Annotated in this window: 18 protein-coding genes; 5 read left to right on the top strand and 13 right to left on the bottom strand. The window is 37.2% G+C overall.

Annotated features, from left to right (window positions below):
• Window positions 1-944: 944 nt before the first annotated feature.
• From MP478_RS08575 to MP478_RS08565, 3 genes are all read right to left on the bottom strand, one after another.
• Window positions 945-1,709 (bottom strand): hypothetical protein, encoded by a 765-nt coding sequence (locus MP478_RS08575; protein ID WP_257200208.1) that lies wholly within the window; start codon window positions 1,707-1,709, stop codon window positions 945-947.
• Window positions 1,710-1,711: 2 nt separating this feature from the next.
• Window positions 1,712-2,200, bottom strand: a complete 489-nt coding sequence (locus tag MP478_RS08570) for a MarR family winged helix-turn-helix transcriptional regulator (protein ID WP_257192207.1) — start codon at window positions 2,198-2,200, stop codon at window positions 1,712-1,714.
• A gap of 97 nt (window positions 2,201-2,297) precedes the next feature.
• Window positions 2,298-3,146, bottom strand: a complete 849-nt coding sequence (locus MP478_RS08565; protein ID WP_257200207.1) for an AraC family transcriptional regulator — start codon at window positions 3,144-3,146, stop codon at window positions 2,298-2,300.
• A gap of 74 nt (window positions 3,147-3,220) precedes the next feature.
• On the opposite strand from MP478_RS08565, the gene MP478_RS08560 reads away from it, so the two are divergent.
• Window positions 3,221-4,603 (top strand): MFS transporter, encoded by a 1,383-nt coding sequence (locus MP478_RS08560; protein ID WP_257200206.1) that lies wholly within the window; start codon window positions 3,221-3,223, stop codon window positions 4,601-4,603.
• A 44-nt stretch (window positions 4,604-4,647) separates the two neighbouring features.
• Window positions 4,648-5,040 (top strand): hypothetical protein, encoded by a 393-nt coding sequence (locus MP478_RS08555; RefSeq protein ID WP_257200205.1) that lies wholly within the window; start codon window positions 4,648-4,650, stop codon window positions 5,038-5,040.
• A 58-nt stretch (window positions 5,041-5,098) separates the two neighbouring features.
• Here MP478_RS08555 and MP478_RS08550 read toward each other — a convergent pair whose 3' ends face one another.
• Window positions 5,099-6,259, bottom strand: a complete 1,161-nt coding sequence (locus MP478_RS08550; protein ID WP_257200204.1) for an MFS transporter — start codon at window positions 6,257-6,259, stop codon at window positions 5,099-5,101.
• Window positions 6,260-6,465: 206 nt separating this feature from the next.
• Here MP478_RS08550 and MP478_RS08545 point away from each other — a divergent pair, with 206 nt between their 5' ends.
• Window positions 6,466-7,311: an AraC family transcriptional regulator gene (locus MP478_RS08545; RefSeq protein ID WP_257200203.1), complete on the top strand. Its 846-nt coding sequence runs from the start codon at window positions 6,466-6,468 to the stop codon at window positions 7,309-7,311.
• Window positions 7,312-7,661: 350 nt separating this feature from the next.
• On the opposite strand, the gene MP478_RS08540 is transcribed toward MP478_RS08545, so the two are convergent.
• The 3 genes from MP478_RS08540 to MP478_RS08530 form a co-directional block, all read right to left on the bottom strand.
• A complete protein-coding gene (locus MP478_RS08540; protein ID WP_257200202.1) occupies window positions 7,662-8,660 on the bottom strand; it encodes a T9SS type A sorting domain-containing protein in 999 nt (332 codons plus the stop codon).
• A 148-nt stretch (window positions 8,661-8,808) separates the two neighbouring features.
• Complete coding sequence (locus tag MP478_RS08535; RefSeq protein WP_257192201.1) at window positions 8,809-9,723, bottom strand: AraC family transcriptional regulator; 915 nt, start codon at window positions 9,721-9,723, stop codon at window positions 8,809-8,811.
• Window positions 9,724-9,797: 74 nt separating this feature from the next.
• Complete coding sequence (locus MP478_RS08530; protein WP_257200373.1) at window positions 9,798-10,595, bottom strand: SDR family oxidoreductase; 798 nt, start codon at window positions 10,593-10,595, stop codon at window positions 9,798-9,800.
• Window positions 10,596-10,739: 144 nt separating this feature from the next.
• Between MP478_RS08530 and MP478_RS08525 the strand changes: the two genes are divergently transcribed.
• On the top strand, window positions 10,740-14,078 hold the full coding sequence (locus MP478_RS08525; protein WP_257200201.1) for a DEAD/DEAH box helicase: 3,339 nt from the start codon (window positions 10,740-10,742) through the stop codon (window positions 14,076-14,078).
• Between the two features lie 96 nt (window positions 14,079-14,174).
• Here MP478_RS08525 and MP478_RS08520 read toward each other — a convergent pair whose 3' ends face one another.
• From MP478_RS08520 to MP478_RS08495, 6 genes are all read right to left on the bottom strand, one after another.
• Entirely contained in the window at window positions 14,175-15,473 is a 1,299-nt protein-coding gene (locus tag MP478_RS08520; protein ID WP_257200200.1) for a T9SS type A sorting domain-containing protein, read from the bottom strand.
• A 544-nt stretch (window positions 15,474-16,017) separates the two neighbouring features.
• Window positions 16,018-17,193 (bottom strand): acetyl-CoA C-acyltransferase, encoded by a 1,176-nt coding sequence (locus MP478_RS08515; RefSeq protein ID WP_257200199.1) that lies wholly within the window; start codon window positions 17,191-17,193, stop codon window positions 16,018-16,020.
• Between the two features lie 162 nt (window positions 17,194-17,355).
• Entirely contained in the window at window positions 17,356-17,856 is a 501-nt protein-coding gene (locus MP478_RS08510; protein ID WP_257200198.1) for an endonuclease V, read from the bottom strand.
• A complete protein-coding gene (locus MP478_RS08505) occupies window positions 17,853-18,230 on the bottom strand; it encodes a glyoxalase (RefSeq protein ID WP_257200197.1) in 378 nt (125 codons plus the stop codon). The genes MP478_RS08510 and MP478_RS08505 overlap by 4 nt, the downstream gene beginning before the upstream one ends.
• Window positions 18,230-18,676, bottom strand: a complete 447-nt coding sequence (locus MP478_RS08500; RefSeq protein WP_257192194.1) for a GNAT family N-acetyltransferase — start codon at window positions 18,674-18,676, stop codon at window positions 18,230-18,232. Before MP478_RS08500 ends, MP478_RS08505 begins: the two co-directional genes overlap by 1 nt.
• 77 nt (window positions 18,677-18,753) lie before the next feature.
• Window positions 18,754-19,788: a M28 family metallopeptidase gene (locus tag MP478_RS08495; protein WP_257200196.1), complete on the bottom strand. Its 1,035-nt coding sequence runs from the start codon at window positions 19,786-19,788 to the stop codon at window positions 18,754-18,756.
• Between the two features lie 87 nt (window positions 19,789-19,875).
• On the opposite strand from MP478_RS08495, the gene MP478_RS08490 reads away from it, so the two are divergent.
• Window positions 19,876-21,015: an aminotransferase class I/II-fold pyridoxal phosphate-dependent enzyme gene (locus tag MP478_RS08490; RefSeq protein WP_257200195.1), complete on the top strand. Its 1,140-nt coding sequence runs from the start codon at window positions 19,876-19,878 to the stop codon at window positions 21,013-21,015.
• The last annotated feature ends 64 nt before the right edge of the window (window positions 21,016-21,079 follow it).

Below are 21,079 nucleotides of genomic sequence, written 5' to 3'. Positions count from 1 at the left end.
ACCAGCAAAAATATTGAGCTCAATAAATGTTGCAGGAATCTCACTATTCTCATATTGATAAGTATAATACAGATGTCCTAAACTTATTAGCTGTATTAAAATAATGATGCCGGGAAATATTTTCCATTTATTCATGCCTTATATTAGGCTATTATTTCTCCCCATCTGGGTTCTAGTCTTCCGTCTTTACATTCAGTTCCGGTATATTAATTTCCAAAGTTGTTATCTCAGGTCCTTTTATCTATTTTTCAGTATCTTATAACCTGTACTTCCGATACTATAAAAATATTTTTTATCATTTCTGATATAATAACATTTTTAATTAAAACCAACCTAAAGAAAAACTAGAATAAATTACCTGGCAGGCAATTTTTTCAAAATATATTTCTGTAATTAAAAAATAGGGTACTAGCAATAAAATTATTATAAATGAAATGACATAAATTATTATTTTAAACCATTTATTAACTGCCTTTTTAATAAAAAAAATAGCACAAAAAATAATAATAAAAAATCACATATCAATCTTAACAAATCTACTTTATAGCTTAAAGAAGTAAAACCTCTTACCGACCAAACAAGAAAATGACCAATGCCTTGCTGAGTTTCTTCCATACAATTGATATTATACTTTAAAATTGAAATGGTAAAAAGTATAATTGAAATGGAAAATGAAAAGAATAATTTATTTAATAATTTCATTTTAATAATATTTTACTAATGCAATACCTGAAGTACAAAGTTCGTTTTTATCTTGCCCCATATTAATTGTAAATTTTCCGTTTTCAAAAAGCATTGCAGAATCACTGCCATCAAAAAAAGGAGACCATCCGGGCCTCCATCCTATTAATAATGCTTTTCTACTGCATTAATTAAGCTCTATAAAAAGTCTTCGTTAGAATTATTACAGGCTACTCATTAATCCCCTTTATACTGTATCCTTATTATTCAATCACTACATAATTAATTTTATCGACTCCCGTATTCCCGCTTTTCTCATAATAAGCGTATAAAACCAGTTCATAATTCCCTGCAGTACTGATTACCGTATTTCCTTCAAACAAGTTGGTTGACACTAAGGACATCTCTACATTTTTCATAAATTTACCGTCTTTTTTAAGAATTCCTTTCACCTCTATTTCGTCAGAATTCCATATCCCGTTTTTGTCTATTACACATCCGCACATCATGACAATATTAGCCTGAAATGTAAAAGGTTTGTCTTTAACTGTATTCAGAGGAATATACTGATGGGTTCTGGGTTTAAGAATATCAATAATAAAACCCGGGATTTCCAGAACAATACCGTCTCCCAAAATATGTTTGCCGGGAATCAGCCATAATTCAGTGCTTACTGTAGCTTGGGCCTGTTTATTGTTTAAAGGAGAAATCACTTCTATGTTAATAAATGTAGGCTCATCAATATCCACGGAAGCCAGAAAGCCGGCTGTTTGGGCATCGGCAATTGAATTTCCTCTTAGTTTAGGATTTTTCATGATCAAATCTGTATTTCCAGTACTTCCAACCGTATTTCCTTCTGCGAGAATCTGTTGGTTTAGCTTATTTCTCACGATGATATGAGCTCCGCCAAGTGAACTTCCGATAAATTTGGCATCTCTTGCTTTAGCTCGGATCATTATTTTCGTTTCCGCAGCAGAGATCATAAGATTAGAAAAAAGAAACGTTGCGATGAGGATAAATACTTTCATGATTATAGTGATTTTAAATATTCCTGTTTAAATCTATTATGAAAAGGATTGTTTTTCAGTTCCTGGTCTATGGTATCCAGATACGATAAAATGCTAAGATCTTCTGATAAAAGTTTTAAAATAGCTTTTTCACAGCTATCCCATATTTTTTCAAGATGGGGAAGCATTTCAATAGCTTTGGGTGATAATGAGATCATTTGTTTCCGTTTATCAATACTGTCTTTGGTGACAAGCAGATAGCCTTTCTCTGTCATTTTTTTTACAATGACCACTACAGAGGGATGAGAATATCCCAGGGGTTCCGCTATATCTGTAATAGAAATCTCCCCCCTTTTTTGCAGCAACATAAAAACAAGATACCAATTGGGCTCTACATCAATTCCAAACTCTTTATAGAATTTTCTTACGTCATGAGACATCCGGTCACTTATTCTTTTCAGCCGGCTATCAAAAGCTTTGTATCCCAGCTCTTTAATAAAGTCAAAATCCATTGAAAAAATATTTATAGTAAATATATAAAAATATAAAGTCAACTATATAGTTAACTTTATATTTAATAAATAATTAACATAACACAATGGTTATCTATCATTTATAATTTTTTCTGAATGCTCCCGGCGTAAGCCCTCTGTACTTTTTAAAAAGCTTTGAAAGATGGCTTTCATCGCTGAACTGAAGTTCATAGGCAATTTCACTTAAGCGTATACTGCTGTATTTTAAATAGGTTTCTACAAGCTTAAGTCTGTAGTCCAGCAGATAATCCTGGTAGGAGATCCCCGTCTGTTGTTTAAAATATTCCCCGAAATAGTTTCCTGAAATCCCAAAATGATCTGCAATAGTCTGAATACCTGTCTTTTCTCTATCCTTTATATTTTGCTGAATATAGGTGATGATTTTCATGATGGAAAAAGCTTTCCTGTTTTCCTGAAGATCTGAAGTCTCACTCTGAATGATATTGCGGGCAATAAGGTTGAGCAGAATTGAAATGCAGTTACGGATGATCAGATAATCATCTGCTTTATTTTTGAATTCATTGGCGATTTGGAGAATAATAGTTTCGGCAAAATGTTCATCGTTTTTGTTACGGAAAACACATCCGGCTCTCGCATGGTAATTATTGCTGACATACTGCAGTTTATATAAATTTTCACAACTTTCAATACGGTCTGCTTCAAGGCGTATCTTATCAATAAATTCAATGGGACACTGGATAACAATAAGCTCTGCATCGCTACTTGTAAAATGGTAAAGTTCCTGTTGGGGAATAATAAAAAGTTTACCTGCAGAAAAACGGATACTGCGTTCATCATAGGCTAGATCCCCTTCGCCTTTTACAACATAAGCAAAGGAAAGAAAGTCTTTTGTTTTGAAAGGAAGCTCCTCGCCTTTCAAACATATTTCTTTTACGTCTATTCCTTCAAGATGTAAGCTTTTCATTCTTTGAACTTAATTTTCCTCCAAAAGTACAATTTTACTATTACATTAAGAGGTTAATTTTGCATAAAAAAAATATGAGTATCTATTCCAAACGGTGGCAGGCATTAAATTTTCTGATAGCAGGAGCATTTCTTTCGCCATTGGATTATTTTATTGTGAATATGGCATTACCTTCCATAAAAGAGGCGTTCAAAGCCAGCGACCATCAGTTGCAGATGGTAGTAGCTATTTATGGGCTTACTTATGCCGCACTGGTTGTTGTGGGCGGAAAATTAGGGGATATTTACGGCCGGAAAAAGATTTTTGTCCTAGGTTTGTATACCTTCCTGTTTTCTTCTCTTGCCTGTGCATTCTCACCCACCATCACCTTATTGATCTTTGCCAGATTATTCCAGGGTGTTGGAGCTTCTTTATTAGCGCCACAGGTTTTAGCTTCCATAAAAACATTATTTGATAGCCGGGAACAGCCTAAGGCAGTAAGTCTTTTCAGCTCTGTCTTCGGATTAGCTTCCGTGATCGGACAATTGCTTGGGGGTATACTGCTGAGTATGCATTGGGGAGATTTCTCCTGGGAGCTTGTATTCCTTGTGAATGTTCCGGTTACCATCATCTGCATAGCCGGCATACATTTTACAATGGACAATAATCACAGCACAGACCAGATGGGTATTGACTATAAAGGTTCTCTGATATTAATCTTTGCTTTATTAATGCTTATCTGTCCATTAATCTTCGGGCAAAAATTTCAATGGGCATGGTGGATATTCGGAATTATATGTACAGGAATACTTTCATTAACATTATTATTAAAATATGAAATAGCCTTACAGCAAAAAGGACGTCCGGTACTTATAGACCCTATATTATTGCAGCATAAGCCATTTGCGTTAAGTCTTTTAATCATATTTTTCTACAACTTTACCGCCGGTTTATTTATCTGCTATCCTTATTATCTTCAGCAATTTTTGCATCAAAGCTCTATGCAGACCGGGCTTGCCATTGTTCCCTATGGAATTGCTTTTTTCCTGGGGCCCTTAGTTTCGGCAAGAGTAAAGCTAGAAACTCATAAAATGATTTATATAGGGTTAGGGTTACTGATGGGAGGTTTTGTTTTCAGTGCCATCACCTTTTATGTTCAGCAAAAACCTTCTTATATAACAAATATCACCTTTTTTTTAGCAGGATTGGGACATGGGACGATTATGCCTGTTATGATGAGGACTGCCATTTCCCTTACTTCCAAAGATAAAGCAGGACAGGCATCCGGGCTCATCAGTATCGGAATCCAGATAGGCAGTGTAACCGGAGGAGCTGTTATTGGCACTTTATTTTTTAATCTGACAGACTTGCTGGGATTTCCCACAGCTTTTGCAGCAGCCATTGCTATGATTGGTATCTTTCAGGTAACCGGAATACTCATTACTGTCAGATTAAAAAAGTATATTCAACGGTCTTAAAGAGATCAACACATTTTCGAAATAAATAATATAAACTTACCTCTATGAGCATTACAGAAAAAATAAGTAAAGATATTCAGGGCTTTCATGATGATATTGAAAAATGGTTTCAGGGAAAATCAGAAGATCAGGAAGTGCTTTACAGGCAATTGCTTTCCGGATTTTCTCCGGATTTTAAAATGATTAACGGCAATAATGATCTGGTTACCTTAGCCATGCTTTCCGACTGGCTTCCCACGGTATATGGCAAATTCCAGGATCGTCATGTGACGGTGGAAAATATAGAAATCCAACATTCGGAAAGTCACGGACTGGCTACCTATACCGAAATTCAGGTAACGGGAGAAACTCCTACAAAGCGGAAATCGTCTGCTGTTTTTCTCATTGGTGAGGAAAAAGCATTATGGCTTCATCTGGTAGAAAAATGGATATCCTAAGCTTACAATATCAAAAGCTACCTCCGGGTAGCTTTTGATTCAGATAGAGATTCTCTCATCAATTTTTATTTCGGAATACTTTCATCTGCCCTGCCATAACAGACAGTAAGATTCCAAAGCATGCAAAAAGTCCGTAAGAATATCGTAAATCAAAGCTTTCAGCAATATATCCGATAAGAGGCGGCCCCATTAAAAATCCTAAAAACGAAATACTGGATACAAATGACAATGCAATACTGGGAGCTACAGTGCTCACCTTTCCTACCGTGCTATAAACAGACGGAACACTCAGAGAACTTCCCAACCCAATAATCATGAAGGCAATAATACACACCCATAATTCCGGAAAGAAAACACTTAGAAAAAGGCCCGTACTCATCAAAATACCACACATCTGCAGAACAAGTCTTTTTCCGTATTTTTCTATAACACGGTTTCCCACAAAACGGCCTAGTGTCATCATTAAAATAAAACTGGTATATCCTACGATCACAAGCTTTTCCGGTGCTTTTACAATAGTCTGAAAATACACCCCGCTCCAGTCAAACATAGCTCCTTCAATAGCCATGCTTAAAAACCCTATGATCCCTAAAGCAACCAAGGTAGGGTTTACCGATTTGAAAATTGACTGTCTTTGAGGAGCTACTTTATGAATGATATTGGTCAGGTGAGCCTTACTGTATAACCAAAGTAGAAATACCAGTACAAAAGCAACTATAAAATGATAGAAAGTTCCTACTCCCAGGTTAATCATCAGCAATCCCACAACAGCACCAACCAGTCCTGCAAAACACCAGGCGCCATGGCAGGAAGAAAGCAAGGTCCTTTTTGTAATCCCTTCTATCTCAATTGCCTGTGTATTGATCGCTATATTGCATAAATTACCGGAAACTCCAAAGAAGAACAAAACAGCTGCCAAAACCCAGTAAGAAGGTGCTAACCCAATCAGTAAAAGAAACATCGGATACAGCAGAAAACATCTTTTGATGATCCAGGAACTTCCGTACCTACTGATCAGCTTTCCGGCAAGAACCATGGTGGAAATCTGTCCTATAGGCATTAACAATAAGAGCGTCCCCAGTTCGGCTTCATTAATTGAAAGGGCGTCCTTAATGATAGGAATTCTACTTGCCCAGGAAGAGAAAACAAGCCCGTGGGCAAAGAAAAGTAAAAAGCAGGCTTTCGGCATTTTCGCATTAGGAGATTCTGTATTGTGCATTATAACAGTATTTGATTAAAGTTTCCGACTGCGAATTTAGGAACAGTTCAGGAATAAAATATATTCCATTTCTGGTATTTTATATTCCATTTTAAACAACCCGTTTAAAAAGAAAAATTAACTGCTTACATTTGTCCGGAAGTTAATCACAAAAATACAGAAGCCAAAAACATTTAACCCAATCCAGGAAGTCATCCACCAGTACCATGACAGATAGTAAGCCAAATTTCGAAGGGTTGTATATTGAAAAATATAAGGCAGCAAGCATTACCGGGCTTCAGAAAAAAGCCAGCAAGCTTAACAAGCTGATACTCTGCTTTCTATCTGAAGGTAAATTAAGCCTTACAATCCATACACTTCCGTTTCATAGTAAGAAAAATGCTGTGATCATGATTCTACCGGATACCGAATTGACTGATGTTTCGGGGAGTAAGGATTTAGAATTGACTGTATTTTTTATTTCTTTAGACTTCATCAGTACCTATAGTTTCCTCACGGTACTGCTGGCCAGTGATGAAATAAAATTCAGTCCTGTCATGGAAGTGGAAGCTTCTTCTAAAAAACTGATCTGGCCTACAGTAAAACTGATCCAGGAATATCATTCCAAAACGAAAGAAAAAAGCACTCTGGAGTCTGTACAATATCTGCTGTATGCCTTACTGGAGCTGGTTTCAAAACTTTATTTGCCGGTCATTAAAAACAACAGTCTATTACAAACCAGAAGTCAGGATATCATAGACCATTTTTTTAAACTATTAAATGAACATGGTCATTTGCAAAGAAGTGTCTTGTATTATTCTGATCAGCTGCATCTTTCGCCCCAGTATCTAAGCAGTTTAATAAGAAAAGAAACGGGAAAACCCATCAAGCAGTGGATCAGTTATAGGGTTATCAAACAGGCCAAAGAGCTTCTTAAAACAACTTCACTGTCTATTAAAGAGATCAGCAACCAATTGCAGTTTGTAGACTCTTCCCTATTCTGTCGGTATTTCAGGCGTTGTACGGGTATTACAGCCAATACTTACAGAGAGAATTATAAAATTAAAAAGTAAATAGATTATCTATTTTTTGTAAGTTCGTTTTTTTACTATCAATCTGATTTAAAGAATATTGAAACTATAATTTTCAATCTAAAACCTGTCAACAATAGATTATGTTATGTGGAATTTCATTTAAAAAATTGCGGAATGACCTACCGCTATACCCTGCGTAAAGCGAATCAATGGCAGATTGAAGCTATTGAAAACATCAGTAGTTAAAAGAATCAAAAAGCCTTTAAGAAAAAAACAAAATTCTCCCAGCTTTTATAAAAACCGGGGACCTTGAAATCCACAGTAAGACCCATTGTGTTTATTATATCGTGTGTCCCCGGCCATAAAAAAACTGTTAAAAGAAATTTATATTATTTTTTAATAATTTTTCGGGTTACAGACCCTCCGTTCTTCAATTCGGCCTGAAGAATATAGGTCCCTTTGGGAAGGTTTGAAATATTAATATTTTTAGCGCTGTCGGTTATTAAAACCGTCTTACCATCCAATGAATTCACAGACACCTTTTTAATATCCTCTTTTGATTCCAGGTTAATAAAATCGGAACCAGGGTTCGGATATACCGAAATTTCTGTTTTTCTACCCGCAGACCCGGCCGTTGATAAAACAAGTGTATCCAGATAAGAAATATATTTTGATATGTTCGGCACCCCATTAAAAGCAAAAGTATTGATTCCAAAGGTAAATACGATCCCTGAGGTCTGACTGATCCATGTATAATTTTCGTTTGTATAGTTGAATGGCAAAGGTGATCCCGGAACAATGATTGTTGATGCTTTCATACTCTTCATCCTCAGTACATTGGAATAGGTTCCCGTAGGTGTGATGACCGTTCCATAGCCATCTACCGTATAGTCTACCTGCCCGGACTCGTTGGTGGTTCCGCTCGCTGCAGAAACATTGGTAAACTGATAGGTATCACTAAACTGCTGCAAATAAGTGATTGGAAATTTAAAATCGATTAAAGGATCTGTATAGGTAGTCGTAGCATCTCCAAAGCCCGAGCCGGCATAAGAACCCAGCGTTATGGCTTCTGTGTCGGTGATAGAAGCAAAATCATAGACATCTGAAAGTGTTGGTTTTGTGATCCTGTTGGCTCCTGCAAACCTAAAACAGTTGGCCTGTCCCGGACATTCATTGGTGTTTGTGGTAGTTACGTTTGGCCCGGTATAGGCAGAAAAATCCCAGGTTATATTAGCCCCTGAAGGTCCCGGAGTATCAGTAGCGGCTGCATCTCCTGCCTTAAAAGTAATGGTGGCGTTCACCCTATCAACACCTAATCTTGTTATTGAAGGCTGTGCACAGGCTGTAATGCCTATCATAATGCATACAATGGAGTTTAACTTTTTCATATTGATGTTATTTTTTGTTCTATCGAAAGTAAAAAGGCTTCCTCTTTAAAAATGATTTTTATCTATGTAAAACCCTTTTCATTCTACAAACAGCCATAAATAAAATACCCGGCACACCGCCGGGTAGATCAATAAGAAATATTTATATTCAATTAAATGACTGCCTGTAGCTTAAAGGCGTTTTATCTGTTTTCTTTTTGAATAGCTTATTGAATGACTGGGGATGCTCAAATCCCAGTGCATATGCGACTTCTGATACGGAAAAATTAGTGAGCGTAAGATATTCTTTGGCTTTTTCTATCAGTTTTTCATGAATATGCTGCTGCGCATTTTGCCCGGTAAGATTACGGAGCATATCACTCAAATAGTGTGGCGACAGATGAAGTTCTGAAGCCAGAAATTCTACGGTAGGAAGCCCTTTATTCAGGGTTTCTTCACGGTCAAAATAATTTTCCAGGATAGTATCCATTTTAGATAAAAGATCATTGCTTACAGATTTTCTTGTGATAAACTGTCTTTTATAATAGCGGTTGCTATAGTTGAGCAGCACTTCAATATAGGAAATAATCAGATCCTGGCTAATTTCGTCAATAGCCGTATTCAGTTCGTGGGTAATACTGTCCAGAAGTCCGGTAATCATTGTTTTTTCCTGATCAGATAAGTGCAGCGCCTCATTGGTATCATAGGAAAAGAAACCATATTTTTTAATATTCTTAGCCAAAGGGTAATTCCTGATAAAATCGGGATGTACGAGCAAAGTATAGCCGCAATATTCTGTATTTTCATCTGTAGAAAGAATCTGCCCGGGAGAGGTAAACATCATTCCTCCTTCATTAAAGTCATAATATCCCTGTCCGTAGCCCATTTTCCCGTTTGTGGAATATTTATAGGAAATTTTATAAAAATTCAGAATAAAACTTCTTCCCAAGAGCTCCTTATTAACAGTCATCCTGGTATTATCCACTAAGCTCACCAGCGGATGAAGAGGTTTTGGCAGCTTGAGCATATTATGCATTTCTGATATGGATGAAATTTTCAGCGGTACATTTTCTTTCTTTTCCATGATATAAATGTATTGATTATTAACGTAAAAAGGCAGCATAAATGATCACTTATGCTGCCACGGGTTACAAGTGGCTAGATGAATTGTTTTCCCAGCTGTTCTCTGAATGCCTCATCTCCCAGCTCAAGGCGCTGTGCATATAAAGCTTTTGCGTCCTCACCGGCAACATATCTCAGATTCTGTTTACCATCCGTAGCAGCTTCATATACTACTTCTGCAATCTGTTCCGGTGTAGAAGCTGCATCCATCATACCCTCCATACGGGAAAAAAGAGTACTAAGCATTTCTTCATAAGCGGGACTTGATGCAGAATCTAAAGAACGGCTTACAAAATCTGTTTTAATCCCTCCGGGAGAGACTGTTTTGATATCTATTCCTAATGCATTAAGTTCAAAGGCCATACTCTCGCTCCAGCCTTCCAATGCCCATTTTGTAGCATGGTAAACAGAATTCAGCGGAAAGGTAATTAATCCTCCTATCGAAGTCGTGGAAATAAATGTTCCTCTTCCTTTTTCTCTGAAATACGGAATAAATTCCTGCGTCACCCGGATAACGCCTAATAAATTGGTATTCAACTGTCTTACAATCTGTTCATCTGTCAGCGCCTCTAAAGGCCCCAGCAGGCCATATCCTGCGTTATTGAAAACCACATCAATATCTCCTGATTCCAATGATTTTTTAACGGTTGATTTTATCTGTTCAGGATTGGTAACATCCAATGGAAATACCGTTACATTTTCTAAAGCAGAAAGATCTGCCCCAGCTTCAGGATTTCTCATCGTAGCAATGACCTTCCAGCCTTTATTCTGAAATAATTGAGCTGCTGCTTTTCCTAATCCTGTAGATGCACCTGTTATAAAAACTGTTTTCATATTTTCTTTGTTTAATTGTAGGACAAAGTTCAGCATTAGAAAAAATGCCGGAGTTGCCAAAACGGGTAAAAATGTATCCAAAATGGATGCGAGCCCCGTTCTTTTCATTCGCATTTTTTTGTAAGTTTGCTTCTATTAATTTTTATGGCAGAATATATTCTTGAAAACATCAATATCAGTACACTTTCCGTATATGACCTGCTGAAACATACTTCAGAGAGCTCTTTTATAGAAAGCAAAAATTTTCACGGTATCTATCCTGTTTCTATTGAAATTAATACGGGAATATTCACTCAAAAATCATCCCTGCAGAGTTCTCCTGTTGTCACCATCAGCAGGATAAACAACACCCTGCTTTGTTCCTGTACCTGCGATACTCCGGAAGACAGACTTTGCCTGCATCAGGCAGAAATCATTCATTGCATTTTAGAAGAAAAGAAGTATCGGATTTTCTTTGATGATTCTCTTCGTAAAAAAACAATGATCCCCAAGGCTAAGGGATATGGCTTGGAAAACGAACCTGATCTTGACCTTTATTTTCAGGTGGAATACCATGAAGGCAAAATTGAAATCATGCCTAAGATCAAAGAAATGTTTCCGATTGATGAGCACGTTTTAAAAAAAGATCTTCTTCCTCAGCACCCTTCGAAACTGGATGAACTTGCATTGCACGACACCTCTAAAAAACAGATATTGGTCATTGGTAAGCACCGTTATTATAATCATCTGATTTTTAATTTAATGGAAGCAGAAATGACTCAAGCCGGAAAAATAAAAAATCCGGTTAGCCCTGTAGATGCTATGCAGTTGATATGGAGGGCTGAAAAACCTTTGGAAATAAAATTTTATACTGCCATTTCGTCCTTTCAGAATAATTATAACCAGGATTATAATCCGGCAGAACTTGAAGCTTTAAAACTGATTGTACAGAACCCTCTGGACTTGGAAGTCTATTATCATGACCGTGAAATAGCGGAAACCATATCCTCAAAGTCATTAACAAAAGTTACAATGAACACTTTAAATGCAGAGCTTCAACTTTCTGTATTTAAGAAAGATCCATTTTATGAAATAACGGGAGAAGTTCAGTTTCAGGACCATTCTATCCCTTTTAAAAATGTAATGCTCCGGAATGACTATTTCGTATATAACAACCACACATTCAGCTTAGTAGAAGATCCTGACATGCTCAGAGTCATCAAATTTTTCAAAGCCAATAATGAAATATTGCTGGTACATTCTTCTAAATATGAAGATTTTATGCAGTCTACTCTATCCTCTTTAGAAGAACGTATTAATATAAATTACAGCTACATACAGCCTGCATCGAAAGTACAGCTTAAAGAAAAGGCTTTTGATGTGGAGAAGATCATTTATCTGCGTCAACAGGAGAATTACATCGGAATTACTCCCGTGATGCGTTATGGCCAACTGGAAGTTCCTGTCTATTCAAGGAAGCAGCTTTTCGATTCTGATCAGAATGGGAACCTCTTTAAAGTAGAAAGAAATGAAGCGTTAGAAGCCCGTTTTACCTCTTTGGTCATGCAGCAGCATCCTGATTTTGAAGAACAGATGGATGGGTATCAGTATTTCTACCTCCACCGGGATAAATTCCTGGAAGACAACTGGTTCCTGGAGGCCTTCGAGGTCTGGAGGAATGAGGGAGTCTCTATACTTGGTTTTAATGAACTGAAAAACAATAAACTCAATTCACACCGGGCTAAAATAAACATTCAGATCACCAGTGGCCTGGATTGGTTCAATGCCAAACTGAAGGTCAGCTTCGGACAGAAAGATGCTTCTTTAAAACAGCTTCACAGGGCAATCCGTAATAAAAGTAAATTTATTCAGCTGGATGACGGTTCATTGGGAATGCTTCCTGAAGAATGGATAGACAGGATTTCAGCCTATTTCCGGGCTGGTGAAATTGATGAAGAAGTACTGAAAATTCCTAAAATAAGTTTTACGGAAGTTTCTTCTCTTTTTGAAAAAGAAGTGATAAGCGATGAAGTAAAGGAAGAAATAACCTCCTATTCATCCCATCTTTATTCAGGTGAGAGTATTCCGGAAATCCCTGTTCCCTCTACATTACATGCGGAACTCAGAGACTATCAGCACGAAGGACTCAATTGGCTTAACTTTCTTGATAGGTTTAATTTCGGTGGATGTCTTGCGGATGATATGGGACTAGGAAAAACAGTTCAGATTATTGCGTTTATCCTTTCCCAAAGAGAGAAAAGAGGTCATACCACCAATCTTATTGTAGTTCCCACTTCTCTTCTTTTTAACTGGCAGGAGGAGATCAGCAAATTTGCACCTTCTATAAAAGTATGGCTTCATTATGGAGCCGAAAGACAGAAAAGTATCACTCATATGTCTGATTATGAAGTAATACTCACCAGCTATGGAATGCTTCTTTCAGATATTAAGTTTTTGAAAACCTTTCAGTTTAATTATGTGTTCCTTGATGAGTCGCAGACTATTAAAAATCCCAACTCAGAAAGGTATAAATCTGCCCGTCTTCTCCAGTCGAGAAACAGAATTGTACTGACGGGTACTCCCATTGAAAATAATACCTTCGACCTGTATAGCCAGCTTTCTTTTGCCTGTCCCGGATTGTTGGGAAGCAAGCAATACTTCAAAGACATCTATGCGATTCCTATTGATAAATTTGAGTTCAGTAAACGGGCTATGGAACTTCAGCAAAAGATAAAACCCTTTATCCTCCGCAGGACAAAAAAGCAGGTAGCCAAAGAACTTCCGGAAAAAACTGAAACGGTGATCTACTGTGAAATGAATGCTGAACAGCGAAAGATATATGATGCCTATGAAAAGGAGCTTCGTGAATTTATTGCAGCCAATGATGAAGATGACCTTAATAGAAACAGTATGCACGTTCTTACAGGCCTAACAAGGCTAAGACAGATCTGTAACTCTCCTATCCTGCTCAAAGAAGGATATTCGGGGGAACATTCCGTGAAGATTGAAATTCTGATGGAGCAGATCCTTGGAAAATCAAAAGATCATAAAATTCTGGTATTTTCACAGTTTGTAGGAATGCTGGATCTTATAAAAGCCGAATTGGAACGCCGAAAAATCACCTTTGAATACCTCACAGGTCAAACCAAAGACCGGGGGCAAAAAGTACATAGCTTTCAAAATAATGAGGACATCCGTGTATTTCTGATTAGTTTGAAAGCCGGAGGAGTGGGCCTCAATCTTACCCAGGCCGATTATATCTATCTGGTAGATCCGTGGTGGAATCCTGCAGCCGAAAATCAAGCTATAGACCGCAGTTACCGCATCGGGCAGACTAAAAATGTAATTGCTGTCCGGATGATCTGTTCCAATACGGTGGAAGAAAAAATCCTCTCTCTTCAGAAGAAAAAAAGTCAGCTTGCCCAGCAACTTCTTAAAACAGATGGAGCCAAGTTCCAAGGGTTTTCAAAACAGGACCTTCTGGAAATCCTGGAACCGGAATAAAGATTTTCCTTAATTATTCCTTCAAAAAAACAAAACCGACAGAAGAATCTGCCGGTCAAAAAACAAAAATTGATATGGATATGATTAGATATGTGTTTATTTTTTAATCATCTTTTCAATGATTACCTTCTTATCTTTAGTCTGGATTTTAATATAATAAATCCCTGGTACAAAGCCATCTAAGTTGATACTGGCAGTATTACCTTCCGTAAGTTTTTGTCCTGAGATATTGTAAACTTCGTACTTTTCAAGCCCTTTTGCTGTTTTTACACTTACTGACCCTGTTGTAGGATTAGGATATATTTTCACAGAAGAGTCTGCCATTGTTTCTTTTGTGGAAAGATTAGCAGGCTGTATCTCAATGGTGTAGTCTTCTGCCTGTCCTATAAACCAACCTGAAGGGCATGGTAAATTTTCCAATGTACCCATCGATGAGTTGGATTCATAAGCTTTTACCAATCTGAAGCGTGTAGCTCCCAACAATGCTGTATCCGGAATGGTAATATTTTCTGATGTAATACCAGATTCTGTACTGGAAACAGGACTGGAATTATCTAAATATCCCAGGTTAAACTTTTCATCAGTATCAAAAATATTATTATGATTAAAGTCGATATACGCATAGACGGATACGGTAATCTGCCCGTGAGTACCTCCTGTAACTGTTATAGGATAGGTCTCTCCACGGTTAACACTAAAAACAGTACCTGTGAAATTCTCCAGAAGTTCAGAATTTCCGTCAATAGGACTGGAATTGGTGATTCCTGCAAATTCTACCTTACTTATTTCGCTTACCGTAGAAGTGGTTACATTTTCAGTTCCACAATAAGGGGACGGGAATACGACATTACCCCCTGAAATAATAACGGTATAATCTTCTGCCTGCCCGGATCTTAAGCCGGCATCACAAGCTGTACTGATCGAGTTTCCAGCATTAGGATCCGAATACGCTGCTACACTGCTGTTTTTAAGCACTCTCATTCTAGTAGCACCGTTTGCAGCATTTGCCGGCACTGTAATGGTTCCGTTGATAGTCAAAGCATTGAAAGGGGTAGCTTCTGTTAATCTTCCGATATAAAAACTTTCCCCTGGATCATTAAAGCTTCCGTTGTTATTGAAATCAATAAAAACAACTACATCGCTGGGAAATGTTCCCGAAGGACCTTTTATAGCTATAGGATAGCTATTCCCTGCCTGAAGATCAGTAGATATTGATGTAAAGTCTTCATAAGTAGGCGTTGATCCCGATTGAAACGGAGAGGTATTACTAATATTTCCAAAATTAATATGGGTAATCATGTTGCTGGCTGCCCCGTATTGAAATGAAGGAGTACAATATTGTGCTTCCATCAAAGAACAGAGAATGACAGCAGAAAGAGTAGTTATTTTTTTCATTGAATTCTTAATTTTGAATGAGACAAATTTATATTTATTTAGAATCAATAAAAATAAGAATGTAATGACATTTATCAGTTTATTAACATTTGAGACAAAAGAGACTATTTAAAACTGAAAATTAATTGATTAATCGAATAGCAGCCAAACACTTACTTTGGAAAAATGGAAATTTACTTTTTTAAATAAAAATTCAGGCTTTATCCTTCATCGTATGTTTTTTCAAACGATCTACTGTCTTTTACTGTAATTTCTGATGATCTCCAGTGATTTCTCTCTGTATAATTCATACTTCTTTTGGTAGTCTTCTATAGCATCCTTTGCATCAGACCAGTTAAGTTTCACTTTTCTTTCTCCTTTTCCCAGGAAGATTGCATATTCCTGATCTCCCGCTTCTCTATTTGAGTACAGTGGCCAGGAAGCTTCATTTTGATATCCTTTTTTACATGTTTTTTTATATTACCATACAAACCGGGGATCTCCTCTCCATACTACCCTTATATTTTGTTACACAATTAACATTATTATCTTCTGTAAACTCATTTTAACTCATATTTTCAATAAGAATAGCTGAAGCTCCTCCACCACCATTACAGATGGCAGCAATACCATACCTTCCTCCTTCCTGGCGTAATATATTGACCAGAGTGGCAATGATCCTTGCTCCTGAAGCACCTATCGGATGACCTAATGCAACGGCCCCTCCATATACATTTACCCTGTCCAGATCATATCTTAAAATCTGCTGATTGGATAAAATAACAGATGAATACGCTTCATTGATCTCCAGATAATCTATATCAGAAAGACTGAGTCCGGACTGTTTGAGTACTTTATGAATAGCTATAGAAGGAGAAGTGGTAAACCATTCCGGAGATTGTGCAGCATCGGCATATGCTATAATTTTTGCCAGCGGATTGATGCCATGGAACTCTAAAGCTTTCGATGAACCTAATAAAATAGCAGCAGCGCCGTCATTCAGGTTACTGGAATTGGCAGCTGTAAGCAGGCCGTCTTTTTCAAAAGCAGGTTTCAGCAATGAAATCTTCTCAGGAATAAGCTTGTCAATATCTTCGTCTTTATCTACCGTTGTACTTCCTTTTCTTCCAGTCACTGATATTTCAATCAGTTCATTCTTAAACTTACCCTTTCCCGAAGCTTCCTGGGCTCTCTTATAGGATAACAGGGCATAGTCGTCCAACTGTTGTCTGGTATGGCCATATTTTTTTACCCCAAGCTCAGCAGCAATTCCCATATGAAAATCATTATAAACATCCCATAATCCATCTTTAATCAGCCCATCTGTAAGCATTTCATCACCCAGTTTTTTCCCCTGACGCATATAGAGGTAATGAGGAACATTACTCATACTTTCCATTCCGCCCGTCATTACCCTATTTTCCAGTCCAAGCTGAATCTGCTGGGCCCCGATCATGACAGCCTTCATCCCGGAAGCACAAACTTTGTTGATTGTTGTAGCATCTTTATCTACGGGAATTTTAGAAAAAACAGCCGACTGCCTTGCCGGGGACTGCCCCACCCCAGCACTCAATACATTCCCCATATATACACTGTCTATATGTTCAGGAGCAAGCGATATACTTTCATAAGCATCCTGCATTGCTATTGCTCCTAACTGTGGGGCTGTAAATCCGGATAAACTCCCCATAAATCCACCAACAGGAGTTCGTTTTGCAGCCATAATAAATACATCTTTCATATACTATTGTTTTAAAAATATACCGATCAGTATATTTTAGGTTAAAAAATTTCCCTTTTTAAAATGTTCATTGTTAAAAAAGCGTTTTGTCAAATATACAAAATATACCAATTGGTATTTTATTGTATAGTAAAGTTTTCAATACAATCAGAGAAGAATCTTTTATAACCGGCTCAGCTGATCCAGTTTCTTCAATAAAGTGGGTATTCTGAAAGGTCCGTGCATCTGTTCCACCTTAGGTTGTACTTCATCCACGTCCACACCTTTTGCAGTAAGGAAAAGTGGCGTTTTGCTTTCACCTCTGTAGACATTTCTTCTTTGAGAATCAGGTGTGGTAAATTCATTTTTTGCAATTCCGATGATGGGATATTTTTGGTCCAAAGCATCATAAAGATATCCTCCCAGCCCTAGTTTACCATTATTATCAAGGGTAACATATCCATCAACAATAATGACATCTCCATTTTTCAATGCTATTTTACTAAGCAAACTCAGAATGCAGGGCAATTCTCTTTTATAAAAGGCTCCGCTCTCATATTCTGAGGTAATGGAAATCTGTTCGGTAAAAACTTCTACCTCCTTTTCAGAATCCCATTCTTCAAAAGCAATACACACGGTATTGGCATAATCCTCATAATAATAGGTATCAAAAGCGTAAATCATTTCTGTTCATTATTAATAAATTCACCAAAATGCCATAAAACTCCCGATGGATCATGGGCAAAACATTCTTTTCCCCATTCCATGGTTCTCACAGGACTAAGCTGTATATCTTTATATTTCTCCGTAAGGTTTAAGGCCTGAAGCTCTTTCCAAAACTCATCAGTATCGGCCACTTCCATAAAGATCATTGTATTTTCAATCCAGTCTTTGGCATAATAATCCTGAAGATAAAAACAAATTCCCTGTAAACTAAACAAAGACAGTTTAGGCTCAAGAACCACTTCCTCAAATCCCAAATCTCTGTAAAAATTACGGCTTATTTCAAAATCTTTAGCCCCGATAAAAGGTCTGATTGATTTTATCTGTGACGTCATTATTGCAGGTTTTTCCAGTTCTCAAAAGTCATTTCAAATTTAACCTCTCCTTTTCCATGGGTTCCGACTTCTTTCCAACCCGATTTTCTGTAAAATATTTCAGCCCTTGTCTCAGGAGAAGTTCCAAGCCAGATGGCTTCTTTTTTCTGTGTGAAATACCAATCGAGCATGATATTATGAAGTTTTCTTCCGAGACCTTTGTTTTCAAAATCAGGATGCACAAACAGAGCCCAGACATTATTTTCTTTCAGGTCAGCAATCGAAAACCCAATAATTCTTTCATTGTTCTCAGCTACCCAGCCTCTTCCTCTTTCAAACAGGAATTCTTCACAATCTCTGTCTGAAACCAAACCGGGATCTGATAATGTATTCTCCTTCACAGAATTTCTTACGAGCTGGATTTGTGGAATGTCTTTTAAAGTTGCTTCACGGATGATCATATTCATTCGTTGAATTGTATTTATATGGTTAGTTAATACAAAGGCACAAAGAGTTTATATACCTGTGCCTTTGTTATCTGTTTTTATTTCTTATCTACCACAATTCTTTCTGCTCTGTTCGCAATATCCCAGGCAGTAGTAAAAATTAACTGGGTACGTTTTTCTAACAGTGGATAATCAATTTTTTCAGGATCATCTGTCGGTTTATGATAGTCTTCATGAATTCCGTCAAAGAAAAATGCCACCGGAATATTATGTTTGGCAAAATTATAATGATCAGAACGGTAATATAACTGTTCAGGATCATTTAAATCATCATATTTATAGTTCAGTTCCAGATTATTGGTTCTCTTATTGGCGGCTTCATTGATCACTTTAAGCTGAGAGCTCAGCATTTCAGAACCAATTACATACACATATTGTTTCCCTCTGTTGGCAGGATCATCTCTCCCTATCATATCGATATTAAGATCTACAACAGTATTAGCCAATGGAAAAACAGGGTTTTGGGAATAGTATTCGGAACCAAACAGCCCGTGTTCTTCTCCTGTAACATGAAGGAATAAAACAGATCTTTTAGGCCCTTTACCAGCCTTTTTAGCTTCCTGAAAAGCTTTTGCAATCTCCATCACTGCTACAGTACCACTTCCGTCGTCATCGGCACCATTATATACAACACCGTTTTTTGTTCCAACGTGGTCATAGTGGGCAGAAACTACAACAATTTCTTCCGGTTTTTCACTGCCTTCTATAAAAGCCAGGATATTTTCAGAATCGGGAAGATTTCCGCCACCTCTTTTCTTCATAAAATCTGCCGGAACCTTCTGGAAAAATGAGTTAAGCACTTTGGGGTGGGAAATACCGAGGTTTTTATAATAGGTAACGATATATTCTCCTGCTCTTTTCTGCCCTGGGCTTCCTGTATCTCTACCCTCCATTCCATCAGCAGCAATTACATATAAGTTCTTCTTTAAGTCCTCTGCTTTAATCATCTTATAGGCAGCCGAAAAGGCCTTGTCATGTTTAAAAGAAGCAGTAGGTGTTCCATTAGAAGTATTTGCCGTTTTACAGCCAGTGAGTACAGTAATGGCCAGTAACGGAATAAGCAGTTTTTTCATAAAGAATAATTTTCTTAAAAATAACAAATTTTATTTAATCATTGGTGAAATGTTATTTTCATTATATTTGATATAAATGCAAAATTGATGGATAAAATTTACGGATTCACTCATTATTCCTTTTTTACGGAAATGTCTGAGCTTGCCACAAAGCACGGAAGCTTTGATCTTTCTTTGGGACTTCCCGATTTCGATATTGATGAAAGGCTAAAAGCCTTTTTAAAAGAGTCTGCAAGCCTTGACCATCATCATTACGAACCTCTTGCAGGTAATCCGCTGCTCATTGAAAACATCGTTGCCTATAACGCCAGACGGGAAAACCGTATACCGCTCAGAACAGATGAGATTACCATTGTGCCGTGTGCTACTTTTGCTTTATATACTGCTTTGAAATCTACTTTAAACCAAGGAGATGAAGTGATCATTATTCAGCCTTCCTATTATACATATGGCCCTTCCGTTGTGATGAACGGAGGAATTCCTGTTTATTATGATCTTGATAATGATTTTACGATAAACTGGGAAAAGTTTCAAAACTGCATCTCAGAAAAAACGAAGGCTATTATTGTTAATTCTCCTCAAAATCCGACTGGAAAAATATGGAAAAAGGAAGACTGGAACCAATTGTATGAACTGATTAAGGACAGGGAAATCTATTTAATTTCAGAGGAAATTTATGATACATACTGCTATGATGACACGGAACATTACAGTTCGTTTCTTCATGCTGAACTTAAAAACAGGACATTTTGTATTTTTTCCTTTGGTAAGATGTTTCATACCTCAGGGTGGAAAGTAAGCTATATGATTAGTTCGGCAGCATTAACGGCATTATTCCAATGTCATCAGCAATATATTTCCTACAGTGCTAATGCCCCTGCCCAATATGCTTTGGCAAAATATCTCGAAGTATTTGATCCCAATATCAATAAAAGCATGATGCAGAAAAAAAGGGATATTTTCCATGAGATGATCCGGGATACTCCATTACAGGTTGAACAGAAAGCAGAAGGAAGTGTTTTCCAGGTCGTCAACTTCAGAAATGTCTCCACCACGATGTCAGATGTGGATTTTTCAAAATGGCTGACCGTTGAAAAAAAAGTAGCGTGTCTTCCTCTTTCTGCATTTTACAATTCAAGACAGAATTCAGATTATATAAGGTTCAGTTTTGCAAAAAAAGATGATGTGATTATTCAGGCTTTAGAACATTTGAGGAAAAACCTTTAATTCTTTTTCTAACCACAGATTTTGTCATTCCGTAAGACTCTGGATTTCTATTTATAACCAATAC

This window comes from Chryseobacterium sp. WG14 (assembly GCF_024586945.1).
Classification (GTDB): domain Bacteria; phylum Bacteroidota; class Bacteroidia; order Flavobacteriales; family Weeksellaceae; genus Chryseobacterium.
The sequence above is the reverse complement of the archived record's forward strand: the minus strand, read 5'-3'. Positions and strand labels throughout refer to the sequence as shown.

Bases quoted from the DNA above. Each gene is read 5' to 3' on its own strand.
- MP478_RS08575 (WP_257200208.1), bottom strand. From the start codon at position 1,709: ATGAAAGTATTTATCCTCATCGCAACGTTTCTTTTTTCTAATCTTATG.
- MP478_RS08570 (WP_257192207.1), bottom strand. From the start codon at position 2,200: ATGGATTTTGACTTTATTAAAGAGCTGGGATACAAAGCTTTTGATAGC.
- MP478_RS08565 (WP_257200207.1), bottom strand. From the start codon at position 3,146: ATGAAAAGCTTACATCTTGAAGGAATAGACGTAAAAGAAATATGTTTG.
- MP478_RS08560 (WP_257200206.1), top strand. From the start codon at position 3,221: ATGAGTATCTATTCCAAACGGTGGCAGGCATTAAATTTTCTGATAGCA.
- MP478_RS08555 (WP_257200205.1), top strand. From the start codon at position 4,648: ATGAGCATTACAGAAAAAATAAGTAAAGATATTCAGGGCTTTCATGAT.
- MP478_RS08550 (WP_257200204.1), bottom strand. From the start codon at position 6,259: ATGCACAATACAGAATCTCCTAATGCGAAAATGCCGAAAGCCTGCTTT.
- MP478_RS08545 (WP_257200203.1), top strand. From the start codon at position 6,466: ATGACAGATAGTAAGCCAAATTTCGAAGGGTTGTATATTGAAAAATAT.
- MP478_RS08540 (WP_257200202.1), bottom strand. From the start codon at position 8,660: ATGAAAAAGTTAAACTCCATTGTATGCATTATGATAGGCATTACAGCC.
- MP478_RS08535 (WP_257192201.1), bottom strand. From the start codon at position 9,723: ATGGAAAAGAAAGAAAATGTACCGCTGAAAATTTCATCCATATCAGAA.
- MP478_RS08530 (WP_257200373.1), bottom strand. From the start codon at position 10,595: ATGAAAACAGTTTTTATAACAGGTGCATCTACAGGATTAGGAAAAGCA.
- MP478_RS08525 (WP_257200201.1), top strand. From the start codon at position 10,740: ATGGCAGAATATATTCTTGAAAACATCAATATCAGTACACTTTCCGTA.
- MP478_RS08520 (WP_257200200.1), bottom strand. From the start codon at position 15,473: ATGAAAAAAATAACTACTCTTTCTGCTGTCATTCTCTGTTCTTTGATG.
- MP478_RS08515 (WP_257200199.1), bottom strand. From the start codon at position 17,193: ATGAAAGATGTATTTATTATGGCTGCAAAACGAACTCCTGTTGGTGGA.
- MP478_RS08510 (WP_257200198.1), bottom strand. From the start codon at position 17,856: ATGATTTACGCTTTTGATACCTATTATTATGAGGATTATGCCAATACC.
- MP478_RS08505 (WP_257200197.1), bottom strand. From the start codon at position 18,230: ATGACGTCACAGATAAAATCAATCAGACCTTTTATCGGGGCTAAAGAT.
- MP478_RS08500 (WP_257192194.1), bottom strand. From the start codon at position 18,676: ATGAATATGATCATCCGTGAAGCAACTTTAAAAGACATTCCACAAATC.
- MP478_RS08495 (WP_257200196.1), bottom strand. From the start codon at position 19,788: ATGAAAAAACTGCTTATTCCGTTACTGGCCATTACTGTACTCACTGGC.
- MP478_RS08490 (WP_257200195.1), top strand. From the start codon at position 19,876: ATGGATAAAATTTACGGATTCACTCATTATTCCTTTTTTACGGAAATG.